17 protein-coding genes are annotated in these 22,308 nt (G+C 69.8%); 10 read left to right on the top strand and 7 right to left on the bottom strand.

Annotated features, from left to right (window positions below; translation table 11 throughout):
* The first annotated feature begins 23 nt into the window (after nt 1-23).
* Nucleotides 24-1,298 (top strand): ROK family transcriptional regulator, encoded by a 1,275-nt coding sequence (locus tag OX958_RS18490; protein WP_270130003.1) that lies wholly within the window; start codon nt 24-26, stop codon nt 1,296-1,298.
* Complete coding sequence (locus tag OX958_RS18485) at nt 1,295-1,858, top strand: GNAT family N-acetyltransferase (protein WP_270130002.1); 564 nt, start codon at nt 1,295-1,297, stop codon at nt 1,856-1,858. The genes OX958_RS18490 and OX958_RS18485 overlap by 4 nt, the downstream gene beginning before the upstream one ends.
* Before the next feature lie 43 nt (nt 1,859-1,901).
* Here the strand turns inward: OX958_RS18485 and OX958_RS18480 are convergent, their stop codons facing one another.
* Together OX958_RS18480 and OX958_RS18475 are read right to left on the bottom strand one after the other, a co-directional pair.
* Nucleotides 1,902-2,996: a Gfo/Idh/MocA family protein gene (locus tag OX958_RS18480; protein ID WP_270130000.1), complete on the bottom strand. Its 1,095-nt coding sequence runs from the start codon at nt 2,994-2,996 to the stop codon at nt 1,902-1,904.
* Between the two features lie 16 nt (nt 2,997-3,012).
* On the bottom strand, nt 3,013-6,882 hold the full coding sequence (locus OX958_RS18475) for a glycosyl hydrolase family 28-related protein (protein WP_270129999.1): 3,870 nt from the start codon (nt 6,880-6,882) through the stop codon (nt 3,013-3,015).
* A 109-nt stretch (nt 6,883-6,991) separates the two neighbouring features.
* Here OX958_RS18475 and OX958_RS18470 point away from each other — a divergent pair, with 109 nt between their 5' ends.
* Nucleotides 6,992-8,263, top strand: coding sequence for an erythromycin esterase family protein (locus OX958_RS18470; protein ID WP_270129997.1), 1,272 nt, complete (start codon nt 6,992-6,994; stop codon nt 8,261-8,263).
* Here OX958_RS18470 and OX958_RS18465 read toward each other — a convergent pair.
* The 3 genes from OX958_RS18465 to pepN form a co-directional block, all read right to left on the bottom strand.
* Nucleotides 8,246-8,656 (bottom strand): hypothetical protein, encoded by a 411-nt coding sequence (locus tag OX958_RS18465; RefSeq protein WP_270129996.1) that lies wholly within the window; start codon nt 8,654-8,656, stop codon nt 8,246-8,248. The genes OX958_RS18470 and OX958_RS18465 overlap by 18 nt on opposite strands.
* A 330-nt stretch (nt 8,657-8,986) precedes the next feature.
* Complete coding sequence (gene sepH / locus OX958_RS18460) at nt 8,987-10,993, bottom strand: septation protein SepH (RefSeq protein WP_270129995.1); 2,007 nt, start codon at nt 10,991-10,993, stop codon at nt 8,987-8,989.
* A gap of 213 nt (nt 10,994-11,206) precedes the next feature.
* The gene (gene pepN, locus OX958_RS18455) at nt 11,207-13,666 is read right to left on the bottom strand and encodes an aminopeptidase N (protein WP_270129994.1); all 2,460 of its coding nucleotides are present in this window, start codon (nt 13,664-13,666) and stop codon (nt 11,207-11,209) included.
* A 70-nt stretch (nt 13,667-13,736) separates the two neighbouring features.
* Between pepN and OX958_RS18450 the strand changes: the two genes are divergently transcribed.
* The 6 genes from OX958_RS18450 to OX958_RS18425 all read left to right on the top strand — a co-directional run bounded on the left by OX958_RS18450 (nt 13,737) and on the right by OX958_RS18425 (nt 18,905).
* Nucleotides 13,737-14,678, top strand: a complete 942-nt coding sequence (locus tag OX958_RS18450; protein ID WP_270129993.1) for an aldo/keto reductase — start codon at nt 13,737-13,739, stop codon at nt 14,676-14,678.
* A complete protein-coding gene (locus OX958_RS18445; protein ID WP_270129992.1) occupies nt 14,675-15,442 on the top strand; it encodes a YaaA family protein in 768 nt (255 codons plus the stop codon). The genes OX958_RS18450 and OX958_RS18445 overlap by 4 nt, the downstream gene beginning before the upstream one ends.
* Before the next feature lie 169 nt (nt 15,443-15,611).
* Entirely contained in the window at nt 15,612-15,821 is a 210-nt protein-coding gene (locus tag OX958_RS18440) for a hypothetical protein (RefSeq protein ID WP_270129991.1), read from the top strand.
* A 28-nt stretch (nt 15,822-15,849) separates the two neighbouring features.
* Nucleotides 15,850-16,362, top strand: a complete 513-nt coding sequence (locus tag OX958_RS18435) for a MauE/DoxX family redox-associated membrane protein (RefSeq protein ID WP_270129990.1) — start codon at nt 15,850-15,852, stop codon at nt 16,360-16,362.
* A 45-nt stretch (nt 16,363-16,407) separates the two neighbouring features.
* The gene (locus tag OX958_RS18430) at nt 16,408-16,968 is read left to right on the top strand and encodes a TlpA family protein disulfide reductase (protein ID WP_270129989.1); all 561 of its coding nucleotides are present in this window, start codon (nt 16,408-16,410) and stop codon (nt 16,966-16,968) included.
* Between the two features lie 5 nt (nt 16,969-16,973).
* Nucleotides 16,974-18,905, top strand: coding sequence for an ABC transporter ATP-binding protein (locus OX958_RS18425; protein ID WP_270139088.1), 1,932 nt, complete (start codon nt 16,974-16,976; stop codon nt 18,903-18,905).
* On the opposite strand, the gene OX958_RS18420 is transcribed toward OX958_RS18425, so the two are convergent.
* Complete coding sequence (locus OX958_RS18420; protein ID WP_270129988.1) at nt 18,822-19,247, bottom strand: S26 family signal peptidase; 426 nt, start codon at nt 19,245-19,247, stop codon at nt 18,822-18,824. The genes OX958_RS18425 and OX958_RS18420 overlap by 84 nt on opposite strands.
* Before the next feature lie 177 nt (nt 19,248-19,424).
* On the opposite strand from OX958_RS18420, the gene OX958_RS18415 reads away from it, so the two are divergent.
* Nucleotides 19,425-20,837: an APC family permease gene (locus tag OX958_RS18415; protein WP_270129987.1), complete on the top strand. Its 1,413-nt coding sequence runs from the start codon at nt 19,425-19,427 to the stop codon at nt 20,835-20,837.
* A gap of 10 nt (nt 20,838-20,847) precedes the next feature.
* Here the strand turns inward: OX958_RS18415 and OX958_RS18410 are convergent, their stop codons facing one another.
* Complete coding sequence (locus OX958_RS18410; protein ID WP_270129986.1) at nt 20,848-22,071, bottom strand: Cmx/CmrA family chloramphenicol efflux MFS transporter; 1,224 nt, start codon at nt 22,069-22,071, stop codon at nt 20,848-20,850.
* Nucleotides 22,072-22,308 lie beyond the last annotated feature (237 nt).

Below are 22,308 nucleotides of genomic sequence, written 5' to 3'. Positions count from 1 at the left end.
AGTTATGGATGAGGAGGTGGGCCGTGGTCACGCCTGACAGTGACTCGGCAGTGCTCGACGAGCCGACGCGTTCCGGCGCGAACCAGTACGACCTGGGCTCCTTCAACGAGGCCGTGATCATCGAGACGATCCGGCTGGCAGGCATCGTCAGCCGGACCGAGATCTCCCGGCGGACCGGGCTGACCCAGCAGTCGGTGTCGCGGATCCTGCGGGTGCTGCTGCAGCAGGGACTGCTGGTCGAGGAGAAGCAGGAACGCGCCGAACGCCTCGGCAAACCCCGTACTCCGGTGCGGTTGCGCTCCAACGCGGCCCATGCCGTCGGTATCCACATCGACCCCGAACTGCTGACCGTCGCGGTCGTCGATCTGGACGGCGCGATCGTGCGCCGGGAGACCGTCGACCTGCCGGCCGATCTGGACGCCGTCCGGCTGGTGGACCTGGCCGCGGCCACGGTGACCGCGGCGCTGAGCATCAGCCAGGTCGACCCGGACTCGATGCTCGGAGTGGGCGTCGCGGTGCCCGGGCCGATCAATGCCGACGGCACCTTGCTCGATCTGCCACTGCAGCCGGCCTGGCGCGGACTCGAGCTGCGGCATCTGCTGCAGGGCAAGCTGAACCATCCGGTGCTGGTCGAGAAGGACGGCACCGCGGCAGCCATCGGCGAGCGCTGGATCGGGCGGTCCGCGCGGGCGCGGGACTTCGCCTACCTCTATCTCGGCACCGGGGTGGGAAGCGGGCTGATCCTGAACGGTTCGATCTATCGCGGGCTGACCGCGAACGCCGGTGAGTTCGGTCAGTTGTGCGCGCTGAAGATGGGCCAGTGGGACGAGAAGACCGGTCCGAAGATGATGGCCGAATGCAATCCGACCGCGTCGCTGCCGGTCATCGCCGCGGGCTTCGGATATGTCGAGACCGACCCCGGCGCGACCGATGAGGCAAAACGCTACAAAGCGGTCTGCAAAGCCTCCGCGAGTGGTGATGCCGCGGCCGCAAAGGCGGTCACTCAAGTGGCATCGGTGATTGCCCAGGGTGCGGTCGGACTGGTCGATCTGCTGGATATCGATTTGATCGTGCTCGGCGGTCCGGCGTTCGACCCCGAAATCGCGCCGGTGTTCCTTTCCGAAATCGGCCGGGCGGTGAATTCGCACCCGATCGCCAAAGGCACCCGGACGGTCGCGGTGGAGGAGTCGATGCTGCAGACCGACGCGGCCGCGGTCGGTGCGGCGTCGACGATCTTCCACGACGCCTTCACCCCCCGGGTGGGCGGATCGAGTCAGGCTCGTAGGCTGCCGAAGTGACCCTCGACCGACCGCTGACCGACGAGATCTCGCTACGGGTGGCGACGCTGAACGACGCCGCCGCGTTCGCCGAAGCACAGGTCCGCGACCGCGAGCACCTGCGACCGTGGGAGCCGGTGCGGTCCGAGCGCTGGTTCACCACGGCCGGTCAACAGGACCGGCTCGAAGCCCAGTTGGCGCGCTTCGAGCGGCGCGAAGTCGTCCCGTGGTTCCTGTTCCTGGGGGACCGGGTGGTCGGCGCGATCACGCTCAGCGACCTCGTTCCCGGACCCTTCCGCAGCGCGAGCCTCGGGTACTGGATCGCCTCCGACCAACTCGGCAAGGGCCTGGCCACCACCGCGGTGCAGGCGGTCGCCGAACTGGCCGACCGCGAGCTCCTCCTGCACCGCATCGAGGCCAGCACCCTCACCGACAACCTCGCCTCCCAGCGGGTCCTGACCAAGGCCGGCTTCCGGCAGATCGGTACCGCGCCGACATACCTGCACATTGCCGGGGTCTGGCAGGACTGCCACCTGTTCCAGCGGATCCTCAACAACCGCAACCCCGGCGCACCCGCCTGAACCGGGTGGCCTGAGCGGGACCGCCTGGACCGGACAGGCTTGGTCAGACCGGCGGCAGGCGGATCCCGCGGCTGACCTCGACGTCGTCGTAGCGGCCTTCGAGCACGTCGGCGAACTTCACCGGACGCTGCAGCGTCGAGGCGATGTAGACCGCCCGGACGGTGGCCAGCGCGTCGATGGCGTCGTGCACGGTGATGCCGGGCTGCTCGTTGTTGCCGATGGCGTCGAAGATGTCGGCGTACTGCGCGATGTGGCCGGACGGGCGCTCGGTCTCGACCGGCTGATCGTCGGGGGAGCCGTCGACGTTGAAGCGGCGGAGTACGTCGTCCTCGATCTCCGCGCCACCCTGGGTGCCGTGCACCGACACCCGGGTACGCCCGCCCGGGAAGGCCGCGGTGGTCGCGTGCAGGGTCGCGACCGAGCCGTTCTCGAAGGTGAGAGTCGCGACGACGGTGTCCTCCACCTCGATCGCGTGATGGGCAGCACGGAGCGCCTGAGCCTGAATGCTGACCGGCCGGCCCATGAACCACAGCAGCAGGTCGACGGTGTGGACGCCCTGGTTCATCAGCGCCCCACCGCCGTCCTGCGCCCAGGTGCCACGCCAGCCGGCGGAAGCGTAGTACTCGTCGCTGCGCCACCAGGCGACCGTCGCGACGGCCGAGGTGAGCTGCCCGAAGCGGCCGGCCTTGATCGCCTCGGCGACCTGTGCGCTGCCCGGGTCGAACCGGTGCTGGCTGATCACCGACGACACGACGCCGTGACCGGCCGCCCGGGTGGCCGCCGCGCCGAGGCGGCGGGCCCGGATCAGGTCGACATCGAGCGGCTTCTCGATCACGACGTGCAACTTCGCGTTCAGCGCCTGCTCGGCGAGGGCGGCGTGAGTGCCGCTCGGCGTGCAGATCGCGACGAGCGAGATGTCCGATCCCGACACGGCCGCCCCCAGGTCGACGTACACTGCCGGCTCCGGCTGCCCGGCCTCCGTCAGCCGCGCAGCCAGTGCGGCCGCGGCCGCCGGATCGCCGTCGACCAGCGCGGTCACCGTCGCGTCCGGCCGGGCAGCGATGGTGTCGGCGTGGGTACGGCCGATGATCCCGCAGCCCACGATGGCGACCTGGTGGTGGTTCGTCGAGTCAGACATCTCGCCCTTTCGGTGGTTACCCCGTCGTGAAGTTCGCCGTCAGCACCTGGTCCGCGGCCACCGTGAAGCGGTACGACGGCTCGGTCGAGACCACCACGCCGTCCACGGTCCAGTTCTGGAAAACGCTATCCGATCCGGGCGCCGCCGTTACGGTCACCTGCGCGCCGACCTCGTAGGTCCCCGGCTCGGACTGGTTGCCGGCGATCGTCGCGGTCCCGTCGCCGGTCGTGGCGACCGAGACGCGCCGCTGGACGACGTTGATCACCATCACGTTGTGCAGTTTCACCGGCCCGGTGCTGGTCGCGCCGTTGTAGCGGGCCAGGTTGGTCGCCTCCACGTCACCCTTGACCACCTTGACGGTGAAGCCGCCCTCGCCGAGGTTGTCGGTGCCGAGGTTGAACGCGTCGACCTGACCGTCGTTGACGACCAGTCCGTCGTGGAAGCCGTAGGCGAACACGTTGAACAGCGTCAGCCCGGTCGCGCCGTCGACGGTGACGATCTTGGCCGCTTTGCGCATGTACTTGTCGATCACCAGCTCGAAGATGCTGCCCTCGTTCATCCAGTTCGGCTCCTGATAGCCGATCCGGGTGACCGCGTTGCCGTTGGACAGGACCCCCTCGATCCGCCCGCCGGTACTGCGCCCGACGGCGATCGCGTGGTCGAAGAACGCACCGGCCACCTTGCGGACGACGAAGCCGTCGTTGCGGTGGGTGGTGAAGTCGATCCCGTTCCACGCGTTCGGGAAGCCCGAGTTCACCACGTACGTGGCAGCGCCGTTGCCACGTACGGCGTACGGGTAGGCGACGATTCCTTCGGCCTTGCCCGGGTTCTGCTCGGGGTAGAACACCCGCAGTCCACGCAGGCCCGACTTCTTGCCGTCCAGCGTGATCAGAGCGGTCGCGGTGTCCGGAGCGGCCGTGTTGCGCCCTTCGAAGGCATGCAGGACAGTGCCGCCGCTGGCCCCGCCCTGATCCCTGTTCGGGACGGCGGAGGCGCCGCGCAGTTCCACCTTCGCCGGGACCCTGAGGTGGGTGCTGATCCGGTACCAGCCGGCCGGCAGATACACGATGCCGCCCCCGGCGCGGCCGGCCGTGTCGAGAGCCTTCTGTACCGCGCTGGTTGCATCCGCGGCCGGGAGGTAGCCGACTCCGTGCGGCGCGTTCACGACGTACAGGGCGTCTTCGGCCGGGCTGGGCAACGGCCGGGCCGTGTACGTCGGAGCGGTGCCGGCCATCCGATGCACGATGCCCGCGACCGTCCCGTTGACCGCCGTACCGGTGACCTTCACGTAGCCGCGCGAATCGTTCTGAATCGCCTGGTCGCCCTCGATATGCCCGCCGGCCAGAGTGAGCCCCCAGCGGTCGTCCATCACGTCGACCTTGAGCGCGGTCCCGGTACGCCGTACGTCGGGCTGCAGGAAGCTGCCGGTGAACTGAGCCCGCTGACCCGCGACGACGTGGATGCCGATCTTGTAGTCGGAGAGCGTGATCTTGTGGAACTGGTCCCACTCGAGGTCGCCGAGGACCAGCCCGGTGCCGTTGGCCCGGGTCCAGGCGTCGAGCGTGGCGCGCGCAGGCGGGTCGAAGGAGCGGGCGGCGGCCCAGTAGGCGTTGCTGAAGGTGACGTTCTCCCAGGTGCCGACGTCGGCGCCGTTGTAGGCGCGGGCGCCCTCGAAGAGAGCGGTACCCCGGACGTTGCGGATGGTCGACGACTCGTGCACCTGGCCGGAGCTGGGCGCGTTGCCCTTGTCGTTGGGAAAGGTGCTGATCCCGATCCCGCGGTAGGAGTTGAGCATGGTGACGTCGGAGACGGTCGACATCATGTAGTTCTCGTTGCCGATCCAGGCACCGCCGGGGATCTCGAAGGTGTAGTTGTACGGCACCGGAGTGGTCGCGTTCTGCCGCGGGTACCAGGTGGTCACGCCGATCACGCCGGCCGAGCCGCCGATCCGGAACAGTGAGGGCCCGTCGTTGCCCGAGGCAAGGTCCGCGACGACGGTGGTGCCGTAGTCGCCGTGGTGGTTGCCGGGCTTGTCCGGGTCGCGCCGGTCACCGCGCAGGGTGCAGAACGCGTGCACCTCGACGGTGTCGGTGACGCGGTACTTGCCGGCCGGCAGCCAGACCGTGCCGCCGCCCGCGTCCTGGCAGGCGTAGATCGCGCTCTGGATCGCCTTGGTCGAGTCCACGCGGCCGGTACGGTCGGCGCCGAACTCGGTCGCGTCGAAGTCGGCGACCACCGTGTCCTCGGTCCGGTTGTCGGTGTCGACGAGCTTCGGCTTCGGGGAGACGACGGGTGACTCGCGGAGCTCGAGCTCCTTCACGGTGAAGTTGTCCGCACCGGTCATCGCGACGCGGACGAAACGCGCCTCGGTGGTGGCGAAGCGGGTCTTGCTGAACTGGTTCGCACCAGGGGAACCAGTGCGGCCGACGGTGGTGAAGGTGCTGCCGTCGTCCGACACCTGGACGGTGTAGTCGGGCGAGGAGGTCTGCGCCCACTCGACCCGCACGTCGTTCACGGCACGCTTCGTCTTGAGGTCCACCTGCAGCCAGGCATCACCGGCGCCGCTCGTCCAGGTCGTCTGGTGGTTGCCGTCGTTCGCGTTGCCGGGAGCAGTGCCGCTGCTGGCGGTCGCCGTACCGGTGGCGGCGAAGTTCGTGTCGATCACCAGGGCGCCGAAGGCATCCAGCTCGGCCTGCAGCGTCTGCAGCGCGGCCTTGACCTGGACGTCGGTGACACCCGGCGTCGCCGCGACGGCGTGGGCATCGTTGATCGCCTGCAGGAAAGTCGCCCGGCTGCCGGCCGGGAACTGACCGTCGCGCGTTCCCTCCCGCGCGGCGCGCTGCACGCGGGCGGCCTGGTCGATCAGATCACCCAGGCCCTCGGTCACGTCGAGCACGGTCGCGACCTTCGCGACGCGGACCGCGGCCACCTTGAGGTCCACCGCGCCGTCACCGTTGTGGATCCGGAAGTCCGCGCCGTTGGACCGGTTCGTCAGCACCGCGTCGCCGAGGGCGAAGGTGTGGGTCTTCCAGGTCCTGGTGTCGCCGTAGCTGATCACCTCGGAGTTCTTGAACATCTCCGGGATCGTCGCTCCGGGGGAGTCGTAGTGCAGCCCGAACTGCCCGTTGCCCTGGTCGAAGTAGTCGATGCTGACCAGCACGAGGTTGCGGTTGTCGTAGAGGTAGGTGTCCGACACGTTCGCGTAGAAGAAGTTCGTGCCGGGCGCCGGCGCGGTGCGGTCGGTCTGCCAGTAGCCCCGCCCGTCCTGGACGCCGGTGACCAGATTCTCCGGGCGATCACCGGCCCGGACCGAGATGCCGTTCTGCGCGGGGGAGGCGCCGAACTCGACCGCGGCTCCCGCCGTACTGATCCGCAGCCCGGCGACGGTGATGTCCTCGCTGCCCTGCAGCCGCAGGTCGCCGCCCCCGAGCCGGTCGTCGAAGGCGATGTCGTTCAGGGTGAAGGTGCCGGTCTGCCAGCGGCCGGTGTTCTTGAGCTGTACGTCGTCCGCCCGCGCCGCCGGGTTCGCGGCCGCGTCGTACTGAAGCTCGAGCGTGCCGGTGCCGCTGTCGAGGTAGGTCACGGTGACCACCACGTCGTCGGTGTTCAGCTCGTCGACGTAGTCACCGTCGACGTCGAAGGTGAAGTAGCTGGTGTTCGCCGCCTGGTCGGTACGCCAGAACGTGCGGCCCTGCTCCGTGCCGGTCCGCAGACCGGCCGGGTCCGCGCCGGCGGAAGGCTTCACGCCGAGCGTGGTCGGGGTGGCGCCGAGATCGGCGCCGACGCCGCTCGGGTACATCGATGCCGCGTGTGCCGGAGGCGCGGCGAGCACGCCTCCGAGCAGAAGAGCGGGCAGTAATCCCGCTAGCAGGCGTCGTGAGGACATGACAGGAACCTCCAGGTGGCGGGCCCAGGAGCAGGGTGCGTGTAAGTTAAACCATGCGTGTTACTTATTCAAGAGCCGAGTCACCGGCCCGGCTGGATAGGCTTTTCCGGTGACGAACGAAAGCTCGGCCGAGATCCAGCAGTGGTTGTCCGGTACGGCGCACCCGTTGGCGAGTCTGGTCGCGGGGCACTCCACCGAGGATCTCGCTCCGCTGGGCAAGGCCCTGGCCGGCGTACGAGTGGTCGGGCTCGGGGAAGCCACGCACGGGACACGTGAGTTCTTTCAGCTCAAGCACCGGCTCTTCGAGTATCTGGTGACCGAGTTGGGCTACTCGGTGCTGGCGATGGAGGCGAGCGAATCGGCCACTCCGGCGGTCGACGCCTACGTGCGCGGCGGCGCCGGTGACGCGGCGACAGTGGTGGACGGGCTGGGCTTCTGGACCTGGCGCACCGAGGAGGTCGTCGCGCTGGTCGAGTGGATGCGCTCCTACAACTCGGGCCGTCCTGCGGTTGAGCAGATCGGCTTCGTGGGGATCGATCCGCAGCGTTGTTCGGCATCGGTGGCCGCGGTACGGAGGTTCCTGGCCGAGTCGGTGCCTGACCGGCTGGCGGCGTTCGAGGAGGGCTTCGGCTCGCTGGCGGCGGCGCCACCGGGGTCGGCGCCTGATCCTGAGCGGCTGGTGGTCAAGGAGGCACAGCAGTTGATCCCGTTCCTGGAGGCCAAGGGCGCTTCGGCGGAGGTCGTGCGGCACGCGCGGATCCTGGAACGAGTCGGCGACCTGGTCAGCCGGCCCAAGGAGCACAAGGATCCTGCGGAGACGGTGTTCGCCGTACGGGATGCCTACCTGGCCGACGCGATCGTGTGGCTGGCCGACGAAGACCCGTCGCGGCGGATCGCGGTCTGGGCCCACAACGGTCATCTCGCGGCCGGCCGGCAGTCGCCGGAGCTGCGTCCGATGGGTCAGCACCTGCGGGAGCGGTTCGGAGCGGAGTACTACGCGGTGGCGCTGTTGTTCGGGTCCGGCGCGTTCCGTGCCCGGCGGCTGCGCCCCGGTCCGTGGCCGGGTCCGATGGACGGCCCGATTGTTGCCAACAGCATCGATCGCGGCGGCTTCAACGCGCTGGAGGGGCAGCTCGCCGCGGCGACGCCGGGCGATCACTTCCTGGATCTGCGCGGCGCCGGCGAGGCACCGGAGGCGGTCCGGCGCTGGCTGGCCGAACCGCAGATGTTCCGCAGCTTCGGGGCCTATGTCCAGCGCTGGACGTACAAGCTGCACTTCGCGCCCACCTTGCTGGCCAAGGAGTACGACGGTCTCGCTTACGTGGCGACGTCGAGCCCTTCGACCCCGCTGACCGGCGAAGGCTCAGGCGACGACGGCTAGGGTGCGCTCGGCCGCCAGCAGGGGAAGCAGGGTGAAGAAGTGCGGAACCGCGTCCGCGAGGCGCAGCGAGCCGGCCTCGTGGGCGGTCCAGCCGAACAGCAGTTCGCCGTCCAGGACGTGCTCGGACAACGGGGTCGCGAAGGCGCTGAGGGTGACGCGGTCGGGGCCGGTCTGCGGGTGATGGTCGCCGCAGCCGCACTCGGCGGCGATCACGACCGACGTGAGCGCGTCGGGGGAGTAGTGCCGCAACCGCAGCGTCCTGCCGCGGGCGGTGAAGCGCGCGAGGCTCGCGTCGGGCAGTTCGACGTACAGCTCGACCGGAACGGGGTGGGAGCCGGGGAGCAGGCGGAGACCTCGGGACGCGAGGAGGTCGACCAAAGCGGAAAGCTTCATCTGCGGGAATCCTGTAGGGCTGGTGTCGGCGGGCGGGCCTGGGAATGGACAGGGCCTCGCGCGCCTCAGACGGCGCGCGTCAGCGACAACAACAGCGACAACAGAGGGTGATCCGCATGCGGAAGATCATGGCAGGTCGGTCCCGCTGCTGCCAAACAACGCCCGCACTCTGAGACAGGTGTCCACGGGGCGCACAGCACCGCCCGGCCAACCGAGGAGTAGCGCCGGTTCGCCACCACACACCAAGCTCTCTCGGAGCTTCTGCCCTGAGCCTTCGCAGGCAGGCCGCGGTCGGCTTCAGCCGACTTGGTGTGTGCTGGCGCTCCGCAGTTAGTCGGCTTTCTTCCCGAACATGATCTCGTCCCAGCTCGGCACGCTGGCGCGCTTGGAGCCTCGCTTGGCCGGCTTCTTCTTCTCTTCGGCGGGCGGTGCCGCTGCGGGCTCGGCGGGAGCGTTCGCAGCACCCGAGGCGGCAGGCGCCTTCGCAGCTGGGTTAGCTGAGTCGGTGGACGTCTTCGCTGCGGCGGGAGTGCTTGCTAGGCCAGGCGTGGGCTCGGCAGATGCTGGTGCCTGGACGGCTGCAGGCTTCTGCTGACGCTCAGGCTGGCCCGGCTGCGGCGTCGCAGGCGACGCATTCTGCCTGGCCTGCTCGACCTCCGCTTGCTCCTGCCTCGCCTGCTCGCGGCGGGTCTGCTCACTCCGCCGCTCGTCGAACGTCGGCACCTCGGACCGGCGCCCATCCGGCTGCCGCACCTCGGACTCGCGCTGCCCCTGACCGTCCGGCTGCCTCAGCTCCGACTCGCGAGCGCCTTGGCGCCCGTCCGGGTGCCGCAGTTCGTTCTCCTGCTGCCCCTGCCGACCGCCCGGGTGTCGCAGCTCGAAGTCACGCTGACCCTGTCGTCCGTCTGGGTGGCGTAGGTCGGAGTCGCGCTGACCCTGGCGCCCATCCGGGTGGCGCAGTTCGGAGTCGCGTTGCCCTTGGCGCCCGTCCGGGTGACGTAGGTCGGACTCGCGTCCGCCCTCGCGTCCCTCGGGGTGCCGGACGTCTGCCTCGCGGTCGCCCGAGTGCCGCGACTCTGACTCGTTCTGCTCTGTCTGGCGCTGCTCGGCCAGGCGCGCCTCTGCTCGACGCGACTCGTCGTCACGTCGGTCAGCTTCGCGGCGGTCGGCTTCACGTCGCTCCGCCTCGCGCCAGTCGGCGTCTCGCCGGTCCTCGTCGCGTCGGTCGGCTTGGCGCCAGTCGGTCTCGCGCCGGTCTGAATCGCGCGACTCCGGCCGGTACTGCTCGTGCTGGCGTGGCTCGGGAGCATGTGAGTCCGGCGGCGGCATGCGGCGTTCGGTGAAGCGGTTCTCGGGCGCCGCGGCGCGCTCTTCCGGCGGCGACAGCGGGGGTGCTTCCACCGGGAGCTGGGCCGGGCGTTCGACCGCACGCACGGCCGGCCGCAGTGAGGGCGGCGGCTCGATCGGTACGTTGATCAGGGTCGGTTCTTCGTCCGGGCTCGGCACCGAGTGAACCCGGCGGGCGCTGCGCTCGACATCACGAGCCGTCCCGTACTCCGGGTCGCGGCCGAAGCCCCGGCCGGTGTCACGGTTCGCGTCCCGGTCGGCCTGGGCCGCGCGGCCACGCGGCAGGCTGATGGTGTCCTCGAACCCGGCTTCGTAGCTGTCCGCGCTGTGGTCGGGCGCCAGACTCAGATCGAAGTCGGCGACCGCGGTGAGCCGTCGCTCCGAGGTGGGTTGCGGCGCCATCACCTGCACCTGCTCACCGACCAGCCAGCGCGCCTCGTCGTCGTCCGGTACGGCGTAGCGCCCCGGAGCGTCGTAGGCGAACATGGCGACCTTCTCGTCGTTCTCCTCGGCGAAGTAGGAGACCCGGACCGCCCAGCGGCCGTCGTCGCGCCGCCAGGCGTCCCACTCGGCCGAGGCCGGGTCGACGCCGCGGATGCGCAGCCGCTCGGACACCCAGGCGCCCAGGTTACGGGTCGGGGCGTCGCCGCCACCTCGCCGGCGGACGGAGGCACGCTGGGCCAGGCTCGCGACGTGATCACGCTCGGCCAGGACGGGTCCGGCGAAGGCCATCACCCGCTCCATCGGCATCTGCGCGACGGCAGCGACCGCTTCGGGACTCTCACCGGCTCGGATCCGGGCCTGGATGTCTCGTGGGCGGAGCGCGCTCTCCATTTGAATCTCCAGCTGGCCGAGTCGGGCACGGTCGCCGCGCAGGGCCGCACGCAACCGGTCGTCGACCGGAACGGCGAACTCCTCACCCGTCTCCGCCATCGACAGGATGAGCTGCTTGCCATCCTGACTCAGGCCAACGAGCCTCGCCTCGCGCATTGCCTTTGTTCTCCTGTGCGGTTCTCGACAGTCTCTCCCGATACCTGCGCCCCGACCAAGACCGGCGCGCCGTGCCCGCCGGTCATTGTGGAGGTTACGTCACAAAACCCCAGCCGGCCTGCTCAGGAGGGTCCTTGCCGTCACACCAGTCACACTAGCCACAACGGCGAGTGAGCACGACGGCGAACCTCCGCAAACCGGTCGTTTCCTTGCTCAGCCCACCGGGTACGCCGCCCGCACCGCGAGCGCGCGGACCAGGTCGTCGTGGTTGTCGCCGACCGCCCGGCGAATCCCGGCCGGCACGTTCTCGTCGGCGGCCAGCCCGGCCGCGAGCCCGGCCACCCGCTCGTCGATCGCGTACGCCGGGAAGGCGAGGTTCGAGCTCCACGCCACCACCCAGCCCGAGCGCAACTTCTCGGTCCCCGCGATCTCCGCGAAGTACCGGTCGACGTACGGCGCGGTCAGCTCCTGCTGGTTGGCCTGCCAGAAGCCCTCGCACGCGGCGTACAGCTCGTAGTTGGCGATCTCGGCGTCGGTGGTGATCTGCGCCCAGGCGCGTTCCTTGGCCTCGGCCGTCGGCAGCGCGGCGCGGCAGCGGGTGGCGTGCACGATGCCCTCCGAGGAGTTGTCGCGCGCCAGTTCGGCGTCGATGCCCGCATCGTCGACGGCGCCCAGGGTCGCGAGCTGCAGCGTGATCAGCCAGCGCAGATCGGCGTCGACCGCCAGCCCTTCCGGTACGCCGTCGCCCTCGAGCCACCCGGACAGCAGTGCCACGTCGTCGGTGAGCCGGACGACTCCCCGCGCGACGGCGAGCTGCAGGCTGCTCCCGGCCGGCGTCGAGCCGAGCCGCTCGGTCAGCACTTCGGCGATCCGCGCGCGGTAGGGCTCGACCGGCAGGTAGCTGCCGAGCAGGCGGGACCGCACCCAGCCGACCATGGTCTGGACTGCGATGTCACTGGTCTCGGCCGGCAGTGCGGCCAGTACGACGTCGAAGCCGAGCCGCGGGTCGAGCTCGGCGTCGGCGGTGGCGTCGCGCAGGCCGTTCAGGACGACGGCGCGGGTGACGCCGTCCTCGATCTTCGGCATCACCGCGGCCAGCTTGCCGAGGCTCTCGGCGTCGAAGCGGATCTTGGCCCAGGTGTCGTCGCCCGCGTCCGGTACGACGACGGCGATCGACGGGTCCAGCTCGACCTCGACCACGTCGGCGTCGAGCAGTACCGGCACCGAGCTGCCCCGGCCGTCCTGGTCGAACCCGCCGATGGTCAGCTGGTGCGGACGGTCGGCCGGGTAGCCGGCGGGCGCGGTGCGGTGGAGCTTCACGCCGGTGGCCGTGCGCTCGGCGGTGATGGTGTCGACGCCAGGGGTCCGCAGCCAGTTCTGGGCCCAGTTCTCCAGGCCGACCGCGCCGGCCTCGGTCCACTTCGCGACCAGGTCGGCGAAGGTCGCGTTGCCGAACTCGTTGGCCTCGATGTGCGCCTTGACGCCGTTGAGGAAGACCTCGTCACCCAGGTAGGCGTTCAGTTGCTTGAGCACCGCCGCGCCCTTGGCGTAGGAGATGCCGTCGAAGTCGTCGAGTGAGCCGAGCGCGTCCTTGACCGCGTCGGCGGCGACCGGGTGGGTCGAGGACCGCTGGTCGGCCTGCAGGCCCCACCACTTACGGATGAAGGCGAAGTCGATCCAGTTGTCGGTGTAGCGGGTGGCGGCGGTGGAGACCCGGTGTGCCATGTACTCGGCGAAGGACTCGTTCAGCCACAGGTCGTTCCACCACTTCATGGTGACGGTGTCGCCGAACCACTGGTGGGCCATCTCGTGCACGACCGTGCGGGCCCGGCTGCTGCGTTCCCCGTCGGTGACCGCGGAGCGGAAGACCATCGAGTCGCGGAACGTCACGCAGCCCGGGTTCTCCATCGCGCCGGCGTTGAACTCGGGCACGAAGGCCTGGTGGTACTCGCCGAACGGGTAGCGGTAGCCGAACAGCCGGTGGAACTCGTCGAACGACTGACCGGTCACCTCGAACAGGTCCTCGGCCTCGCGGTCGAGTGCCTCGGCCAGCGACTGCCGCGAGACCAAGCCGAGCGGGATGCCGTCGTGCTCACCGAGGATCTGGTGGTAAGGCCCGGCGACCAGCGTGACGAAGTACGTCGACAGCGGCTTGGTCTCGGCCAGCTCCCAGCGGCCCGGCGACACCTGGGTCGCGGCGCCGTTGCCGAGCACGATCCACTCCTCGGGCGCGGTCACCGTCACCCGGTACGGCGCCTTGAGATCCGGCTGGTCGAAACAGGCGAAGATCCGGGGCGCGGCGTCGAGGAAGGACATCGCGTACAGATAGGTCAGGCCGTCGGCGGCGTCGACGCTGCGGTGCAGGCCCTCACCGTCGTGGGAGTACAGCATCGAGGCGACCACGACGAGCTCGTTCTCCGCGGTCAGACCGGGCAGCGCTAGCCTGCCGTCGCTCAGGCCGGCCACGTCGACGGGCGTCCCGTTCAGCGTGACCGAGAGCAGCTCGCCGGGCTTGACGTCCAGCCAGCTGGACTGCTCGGCGGCGGAGAAGACGATCCTGGTGGTCGATCCGAACGTCTGCTCGCCCTGGGTGAGATCGAGGTCGACGTCGTAGGAGTGGACGGACAGCGCGGCGGCCCGGGTGCGGGCGCCGTCGACGGTGAGACTCGGCATGCCGAGCACTCTATGCCGTCGTGCCAACGTCGCGCCCACCGTCCGGCACCGGCCTCGATACAGTTCACTCATGACCGAGATGGAGTACCGCCAGCTGGGTGACTCCGGCCTCACCGTGAGTGTGGTCGGCCTGGGTTGCAACAACTTCGGTGGCCGGATCGACGGCGACCAGGCGGCCGCCGTGGTGACCGCCGCGCTGGACGCCGGGATCACGCTGTTCGACACCGCCGACGTCTACGGCGACCGCGGCGCCAGCGAGGAGATCCTCGGCAAGTCGCTGCTGGCCCGGCGCGACGAGGCGATCATCGCGACCAAGTTCGGCGGCGACATGAAAGGCGTGAACGGCCCGGACTGGGGGGTGCGCGGTTCCCGGCGCTACATCCGCAAGGCGGTCGAGTCGAGCCTGCGCCGGCTCGGCACGGACTGGATCGACCTCTACCAGCTGCACGTGCCGGACCCGGTCACCCCGATCGAGGAGACGCTGGCCGCGCTGTCGGAGCTCGTTGCCGAGGGCAAGGTTCGCTATCTCGGCAGCTCACAGTTCGCCGGCTGGCAGGTGGTCGACGCCGACTGGGCCGCGCGGACCAACGGCTCGGAGCACTTCGTCAGCGCGCAGAACCGCTACAACCTGCTCGAGCGCGAGGCCGAGGACGAGCTGATCCCGGCGTGTGAGCACCTCGGGATCGGCGTACTGCCGTTCTTCCCGCTCGCCTCGGGGCTGCTGACCGGCAAGTACAAGCGTGGTCAGGAGGCCCCCGACGGCACCCGGCTGGCGAAGATGCCCGACCGGCTGGCCAACGCCGACTTCGACAAGATCGAGGCGCTGGAGACCTTCGCGGCCGAGCGTGACCTCACTTTGCTGGACGTCGCCATCGGTGGGCTCGCGGCGCAGCCGGCCGTCTCGTCGGTGATCGCCGGCGCGACCACACCCGAGCAGATCGAGCAGAACGTCGCGGCCGGGCTGTGGGTGCCGACCCTCGAGGACCTGGCCGCCCTGGACGAGCTGACGTGACCCTGATCCTGCTGCCGCCCTCGGAGGGCAAGACCGGTCGCGCCCGCGGCAAAGCGGTGGATCTGCCGGCGCTGTCGTTCCCGGAGCTCAACGCGGTCCGCGAGTCGGTCCTGGAGACGCTGGCCAAGCTGAGCTCCACCGATGACGCGTACGGCGTACTGGGGGTCGGCGCTTCGCTGAAGAGCGAAGTCGAGCGGAACACCCGCTGGCGATCGGAGCCGTCGGTGCCGGTCTCGGAGCTGTACTCCGGTGTCCTGTACGACGCCCTCGGCTACTCGACCCTGCCGGCGGGCACGAAACGCCGGGCCAATTCGCGGCTGCTGGTGACGTCGGCGGCGTGGGGCGCGTTGCGGATGGCGGACCGCGTACCGGCGTACCGGCTGTCGATGGGGACGACGTTGCCCGGGCTCGGCCCGCTCGCGTCGGTCTGGCGCGATCCGCTCGCGGCGTCGCTGGAGCAGGCCGCCGGAGACTCGGTGATCGTGGACTGCCGTTCGTCGACGTACGCCGCTGCCTGGCGCCCGGCCGGCCAGCAGGCGGCCAAGTGGGTGTCCGTCTCGGTCGTGCGGGAGCGTGGGGGAGTCCGCTCGGTGGTCTCCCACAACGCCAAACACACCCGCGGTCTGGTCGCCCGTCACCTGCTCGAGTCGGGCAAGGACCCCGGTACGCCGAAGGCTCTGCACAAGCTGATCGCCGAGCGCTGGAACGCCGAGCTCGAACGAACCGGTGCAGCTTGGACACTCACCGTGGTGGAACACGGCTAGCTTCACTCCCCGTCACCGGCCGACGGCCGATCGGTGCCGCTGGCATCGATTGGTCAGTGATCTTTCGGGTTGGCCGTTACCTTCCTGCGATCAGCTGACTATCCTCGGCCAAAATTTGCCGGGCGGTTGGTGACCAGCCGTCCGCCCCGACAGCTTTGAAGGAGGGTTCATGTCCGTTCTCACCCGCATGGGCGACTGGATGCTGAGCAAGACACTCGGTACGACGGAAGCCGCCGCCGCACCTTGTGAGCAGCCGCGTGGCGCCTGTAGCTACTGCGACAGCTCAGGCCGCTTCGTTCAGTGCAGCACCTGCTACTACGACGTGTGCGAGCGTCGCTGGCTCCGCAGCGGTTGCCGCCGGACGCAGCACGTCTGTTGATCGACTCCAGCATCCAGCGGTCGTCACGATGACACTGTTCTCCACTGGTGTCGGACTGCTGATCGCGGTCGTGCTGGGCACCGCCGCGGTGGCGAAGGTCCGGGATCCCGGACCTTTCGTCACCGCGGTCGGCACCCTGGTACCCCGCGGTGTCAGCAGAACCGTCGCCTGGACGGTGATCGGCGCCGAGCTGCTGGCGGCGGTGGCGAGCCTCGTTCCCGCCACGCTCCCGGCCGGCCTCGCGCTCGCGGTCGTGCTGTTCGCGGCGTTCGCCCTGGTCGCGCTGCGTTCGGCCAGAGCGCCCGCGCCGTTGCCCTGCGCCTGTTTCGGAGCGGTGAAAGCCGATCTCGGCTGGCCGCACGTCGTCCGCAACGTGGTCCTCACGGCGCTGGCCGGCACGGCTCTTGCCATTGTTCTCCTTGGCGACCTGGGCAGTGCCTGGTCCCAGCCGGCCGTCATGCTCCTGGTCGCCGCCATCGCCGTGGTCCTGGCCGCGGTGGCGATCTCGCTCGACCACCTGATCGCCCTGTTCGCTTCCTGACGCTATTTTCCTGACCCTGTCTTTCCGCGCTGAGGAGATTCCCCCATGTCGCCTGTTCTCGTGGCCGCTCTCGTTCTGCTCGGTCTCCTCCTGGTGCTCAACCTGCTGCTGACCACCGCGGTGATCCGCAAGCTCCGCCGCCACGACGAGTTGCTCCGCGACTTCGACGGTTCGGCGCCGTTGTCGGTGCTGCCGCAGATCAGGGTCGGCGCGCCCGTACCGGACTTCACCACCGAAGCGACCGACGGTCAGCTGACCGAAGCCGATCTGCGGTCCACCGAGACGTTGATCGCGTTCGCCGCGCCCGGCTGCGGTGGCTGCGAGGCCGCGCGGCCGCGGCTGATCGAGATGCTCGAGGCCCGCCGCCGGCGCGGCGAGGCGGGCATCGTGGTGATCGCGGACGACGAGGGCGACGGCGGCACGCTGGTCGGGGAGTTCAGCGCGCACGCCCGGGTGATCGTCGAGCACCCCGCCGACGGCGCGATCCATCAGGCACTCGGGATCGCGATGTACCCGAACTACGTGCTGGTCGGCGCCGACGGCCGGGTCACCAGGGTCGGTGGGGATCTCGACGAGATCGCGGCCGCGGTACCGATCCGGTCTTGACCAGCGTGCTGACGGCGATCGTCCGGCGGGCCGCGACCCTCGTCGTCCGGGCGGCGGCGGCCGTCCGGCTCGTCTTCGCGATCGATCCGATCCGGTCGGGGCTGGTGCTGTCCGGCGCGGTGCTGCTCGGCGCCGTGCCGGTGGCGATCGGCTGGCTCACCAAGGCGCTGATCGACGCCATCACCGACTCGGCCCGGCTCGGCGTCCTGGTGGGTATCGCCGTCGGCCTGATCGCGGCGACCGCGGTGTCACAGCTCGTGCCCACTCTGCTCAACCTGGCGGAGTCGGAGCTGAGCCGGCGAGTCGCGGCTGCCACCAAGGAGAAACTGTTCACGAAGGTCAACGGGTTCGCCGGCCTCGGCTACTTCGAGCAACCGGCCTTCCACGACAAGCTGCGGCTCGCGCTGGAGGCGGGGGAGTACGCCCCGACCCAGATCCTGCGGACGCTGACCGGGACCGTGCAGCGCGTGATCACGCTGGCCGGGTTCCTGGTGGCGCTGTGGTTGATCCATCCGCTCATCACGCTGCTGGCCGTGCTCGCCGCCGTGCCGCAGTTGCTCGTCGAGCTGCGGCTGAGCCGGGAACGCTTCTCGTTGCAGGCCGAGCTGAGTCCGGCCGAGCGTAAGCAGTTGTTCTACTCGATGCTGCAGACCCAGGCCGCGGCGGCCAAGGAGATCCGGCTGTTCGGTCTCGGCCGCTACTTCCGTGACCTGATGATGGCCGAACTGGCGACCACCCACCGGGGTCAGCGCCGGATGGACCGCCGGATGGCGGTGGCCCGGATCGGGCTCGATCTGGTCTCGGTGGTGCCGTTCGCGATCGCGCTGGTCTGGGTCGCCCGTTCGGTCGCGTCCGGCCAGCTCGGCGCCGGCGACGTCGTACTGTTCCTGGCGGCCCTGGCCGCCGTGACTGCCGGTACGGCGGAACTCGCTGTCCTGGTCGCCCGCTTCGACGAACTGGCGCTGACCCTGGGCCGGTTCGACGAACTGCTCGCCCTCGAACCGGACCTGCCGGTCCGGGAAGGCAAGACAGCGCCGGCGCTGCGCAGCGGTGTCGAACTGCAAGATGTCTGGTTCCGCTACCGCGAGGACCTGCCCTGGACCCTGCGTGGCGTCAGTCTCCGCATCCCGGCTGGTTCGTCGGTGGCTGTTGTCGGGCCGAACGGCGCGGGCAAGAGCACCCTGGTGAAGCTGCTCTGCCGCCTGTACGACCCGGAGCGCGGCGAGATCCGGTGGGACGGCGAAGATCTGCGGGACCTCGATCCGGCTTCGTTGCGGAACCGGATCGGGTCGGTCTTCCAGGACTTCGTCAGCTACGACCTCAGCGCCCGCGCGAACATCGGCCTCGGTGATCTGCCGGCCATGGACGACCTCGAACGGATCCGGACCGCGGCCGACCAGGTCGGGCTCGGCGCGACGCTGGACGCGTTGCCGAGAGGTTTCGACACGGCCCTGACCCGGATGTTCCTCGACGAGGCGCCGGACGACGAGCTACCGGACGGCGAAGCAGACCAAGCGCCCGGCGGCAGCTATCTGTCCGGCGGGCAGTGGCAGCGGCTGGCGATCGCCAGGATGCTGATGCGCGCCGATCGCGACCTGCTGCTGCTGGACGAACCGAGCTCCGGGCTCGACGCCCGCGCGGAGTACGAGCTGCATCGGGTGGTGTCGGAGGTGACCCAGGGCCGGACCCGGCTGCTGGTGTCGCACCGGCTCAACGCCGTCCGGGACGCGGACCTGATCGTGGTCGTCGATCAGGGCGAGATCGTGGAGCAGGGCAACCATCACGCCCTGATCGCCGCCGACGGCCTGTACGCCGAACTGTTCCGCCTGCAGAGCACCGGGTACGCCGATCCGTCACCCGCGCCGGGGGTCTCCCCACAGCCGGCGGACCACCAGGCCGATCACCTCGTCGTCAGCGACCGCACCGAAGTGCCGTGAGTCGAAGCTCTCCTGCCCGTCGCCGAGCAGCCACAACGACCCGGGCGGCACGGTCCGCCCGGGCTCCGCGGGGACTTCCATCCCGCCGGTCGCGGCGAGGCGCTTGATCAGGTTGCGGCCGTCCGCCTTCAGCACCACGATGTCGCCGACCCGCAGGGGCCGCGCCACCCGCCGGCGGAGAGCGATCACCCGGTCGCCGGGATCGAGGGTCGGCTCCATGCTGTTGCCGACGACCGTGACGAAGAGCAGCCCCGCGCGCGTCAGGCGCAGTACGGCCGCCACTGCCGCACCGCCCAGCAGGACAGCACGAACGACGGACCTCCACCGGCCGGTCGGTTCCAAGACGTGCCTCCTTCGTCGCGTTGCCACAGCGCCGCGACTCTAGCCGCCACCACGCACGGCCCGGCAAGACTGTTACCCGGCGTCGACCCGTTGCGACCACACCGTGACCTGCCTCGGCACGCGCCGAGCCCGATCCGGTGGGACGATGTGACGACTTCGAGAGACCTGGGAGGCAGGATGAGCGAGAGTGCGAGCGCACCCGCTGAGACGAAGGACCGTCCTGAACTGAAGCGGGTGATGGGCCCCGGCCTGTTGCTGCTGTTCGTGGTCGGCGACATCCTCGGCACCGGGGTCTACGCCCTGACCGGCAAGGTGGCCGGCGAGGTCGGTGGCGCGGTCTGGCTGCCGTTCCTGTGCGCGTTCATCGTGGCGATGCTGACGGCAACGAGTTACCTCGAGCTGGTGACGAAGTACCCGAAGGCCGGTGGTGCGGCGGTCTACACGCACAAGGCGTTCGGGATCCACTTCCTCACCTTCCTGCTCACCTTCGCGGTGATGTGCTCGGGGCTGACCTCGGCCTCCAGCGCGTCGAAGGCGTTCGCGGAGAACTTCTTCAAGGCCACCAAGATCGACCCCGAGCGCGGCACGGTGCTGATGATCACCGCGCTCGCCTTCATGGCACTGATTGCCCTGGTCAACCTTCGCGGTGTCGGTGAGAGCGTGAAGGCGAACGTGGTGCTGACCTGTATCGAGCTGAGCGGTCTGCTGATCGTGATCGGGGTCGGCGCCTGGGCGCTGGCCCACGGCGACGGCGACACCTCGCGGCTGACCCAGTTCAACACCCCCGACGGCGAGTCACCGTTCAGCGCGGTGACCGCGGCCACCGCGCTGGCCTTCTTCGCGATGGTCGGCTTCGAGGACTCGGTGAACATGGCCGAGGAGACCAAGGACCCGGTCAGGATCTTCCCCAAGGTGATGCTGATCGGTCTCAGCGTCACCGGCGTCATCTACGTCCTGGTCGCGATCTCGGCGGTCTCGCTGGTCTCTCCGGAGGAGCTGAACAAGGGCGCCACGCCGCTGCTGAAGGTGATCCAGGCCGGCGCCCCGGACTTCCCGATCGAGATCTTCGCCTGGATCACGATGTTCGCGGTGGCCAACTCGGCGCTGATCAACATGCTGATGGCCAGCCGGCTGCTCTACGGCATGTCCCACGAGAAGGTGCTGCCCGGCCCGCTCGGCCGCGTCCTGCACCGCCGCCGGACGCCGTGGGTGGCGATCCTGTTCACCACCCTGCTGGCGTTCCTGCTGATCGGGTACGCCGATCTGACCGCGCTCGGCGGCACGACCGCGTTCCTGCTGCTGTGCGTGTTCGCGATCGTCAACGTCGCCGTGCTGGTACTGCGCCGGGACCAGGTCGGGCACAAGCACTTCCACGCCCCCACGGTGCTGCCGGTGCTCGGTGTGGTGCTGTGCGTCTACCTGGCCAGCCCGCTGTCGGGCCGGGCCAAGCAGGACTACAAGATCGCCGGTTACCTGATGATCATCGGCGTCGGTCTGTGGGCGCTGACGTGGGTGCTGAACAAGTACGTGTTCAACCGTAAGTCCGACTTCGACCCGAGCCACCTCGACCCGAGAGGGCCGGTGAACTGACCGCCGGGTTCTAGATCCCGGTGGCTTCGGTCCGGCGGCCGGTGGGCATCACTGTGGTGTCCACCGGCGACGGCCGGCCGGTCGTCGTGGGCAGCGGCAGCAGCACGGCGAGCACGACCGTGCCGAGGGCGACGAGTCCGAGCGCGACTGCGATCCAGCCGAGCGTCTGGTAGCCGGCGCCGCCGGTGATGGCCAGGCCGCCCAGCCACGGACCGATCGTGATCCCGACGTTGAACGAGGAGAAGTTGACCGCCGTGGCCAGGGTCGGCGCGTCACCGGCGAGGCTGAAGACCCGCGCGTTGAGCGCCGGGTTGACCGCGAAGCCGAAGCCGCCGAGCAGGAAGATCGTCGCGATCGCCACCACCGGCACGGTCGCCCAGACGGCGAGGACGACCGACAGGGCGCACAGTCCGGTGATCCCGATCGCCAGGGTGTGGAACGGCATCGCGTCGGCGTACCGGCCGCCGATGGTGATGCCGATCAGCGAGCCCACGCCGTACAGGGCGAGGACGGCCGGCACCGCGCTGGAGTGCAGGCCGGTCGTTTCGGTGAGCAGCGGAGCGAGGTAGCTGAAGACGACCAGGATCGCGGCGGTGACGAACGCGGTGGTGGCGTAGGACAGCCACAGCCGCGGGTTGACCATCGCGCGCAGCTCCGCGCCGAGGCGGGGAGTCCGGGCGGGGTCGGGCCGGCCGAGCGGGATGGTCGCCAGGACGCCGGCCATCGCGCAGACCGACAGGATGCCGACCGCCCAGAACGCCGCCCGCCAGCCCAGGTGCTGACCGATCACCGTGCCGGCCGGCAGCCCGACGATGGTCGCGATCGTGAGGCCGCCGGTGACCACGCTCATCGCCCGGGCGCGCGACGTCACCGGGACCAGCCCGACCGCCGTGACGGCGGCGACCGCCCAGAACCCGGCGTACACGAACGCGCCGACCACCCGGGTGACCAGCAGCACCTCGTAGTTCGGGGTGAGGGCACCGGCGACGTGGCTCAGCGCGAACAGGGCCAGGAAGACCAGCAGGGCTGTTCGCCGCGGCCACCGCAGGGTCACGACCGCCAGCACCGGGGCCCCGACCAGCATGCCGACCGCGAACGCCGAGATCAGCAGCCCCGCCGCCGGGATGGAGACGCCGAGGTCGGCCGAGAGCTCCGGCAGCAGACCGGCCAGCATCAGCTCCGACGTGCCCTGGGCGAAGATGGCCAGGCCCAGGACGTAGACAGCGATCGGCATCGCGAGAGATCCCCTCCGGATTCTGGGTCGTGTGAGGCGGTCCAGAAGCGATCGCGCCCGCCGGTTACCGCGGGTATCGCGATCGTGTCATCCAGTGTGACCGAGCCGATCCGATCACGCAGCGCCACGCCCACACCCCGGACCGGAGTTGCAGGTTCCTGCAACTCCAACTTTCCGGCGTGTCGCGCGACGGCTCGCGCGCCGGAGGCGCCCCGGTTTGGCCGGATCGGGCAGAGT

It is taken from the genome of Kribbella sp. CA-293567 (assembly GCF_027627575.1).
Lineage (GTDB): Bacteria > Actinomycetota > Actinomycetes > Propionibacteriales > Kribbellaceae > Kribbella.
Note: the sequence above shows the minus strand (reverse complement) of the source record. Positions and strands in the feature narration are given on the sequence as shown.

Bases quoted from the DNA above. Each gene is read 5' to 3' on its own strand.
- OX958_RS18480 (WP_270130000.1), bottom strand. From the start codon at position 2,996: ATGTCTGACTCGACGAACCACCACCAGGTCGCCATCGTGGGCTGCGGG.
- OX958_RS18475 (WP_270129999.1), bottom strand. From the start codon at position 6,882: ATGTCCTCACGACGCCTGCTAGCGGGATTACTGCCCGCTCTTCTGCTC.
- OX958_RS18465 (WP_270129996.1), bottom strand. From the start codon at position 8,656: ATGAAGCTTTCCGCTTTGGTCGACCTCCTCGCGTCCCGAGGTCTCCGC.
- sepH (WP_270129995.1), bottom strand. From the start codon at position 10,993: ATGCGCGAGGCGAGGCTCGTTGGCCTGAGTCAGGATGGCAAGCAGCTC.
- pepN (WP_270129994.1), bottom strand. From the start codon at position 13,666: ATGCCGAGTCTCACCGTCGACGGCGCCCGCACCCGGGCCGCCGCGCTG.
- OX958_RS18450 (WP_270129993.1), top strand. From the start codon at position 13,737: ATGACCGAGATGGAGTACCGCCAGCTGGGTGACTCCGGCCTCACCGTG.
- OX958_RS18440 (WP_270129991.1), top strand. From the start codon at position 15,612: ATGTCCGTTCTCACCCGCATGGGCGACTGGATGCTGAGCAAGACACTC.
- OX958_RS18435 (WP_270129990.1), top strand. From the start codon at position 15,850: ATGACACTGTTCTCCACTGGTGTCGGACTGCTGATCGCGGTCGTGCTG.
- OX958_RS18430 (WP_270129989.1), top strand. From the start codon at position 16,408: ATGTCGCCTGTTCTCGTGGCCGCTCTCGTTCTGCTCGGTCTCCTCCTG.
- OX958_RS18415 (WP_270129987.1), top strand. From the start codon at position 19,425: ATGAGCGAGAGTGCGAGCGCACCCGCTGAGACGAAGGACCGTCCTGAA.
- OX958_RS18410 (WP_270129986.1), bottom strand. From the start codon at position 22,071: ATGCCGATCGCTGTCTACGTCCTGGGCCTGGCCATCTTCGCCCAGGGC.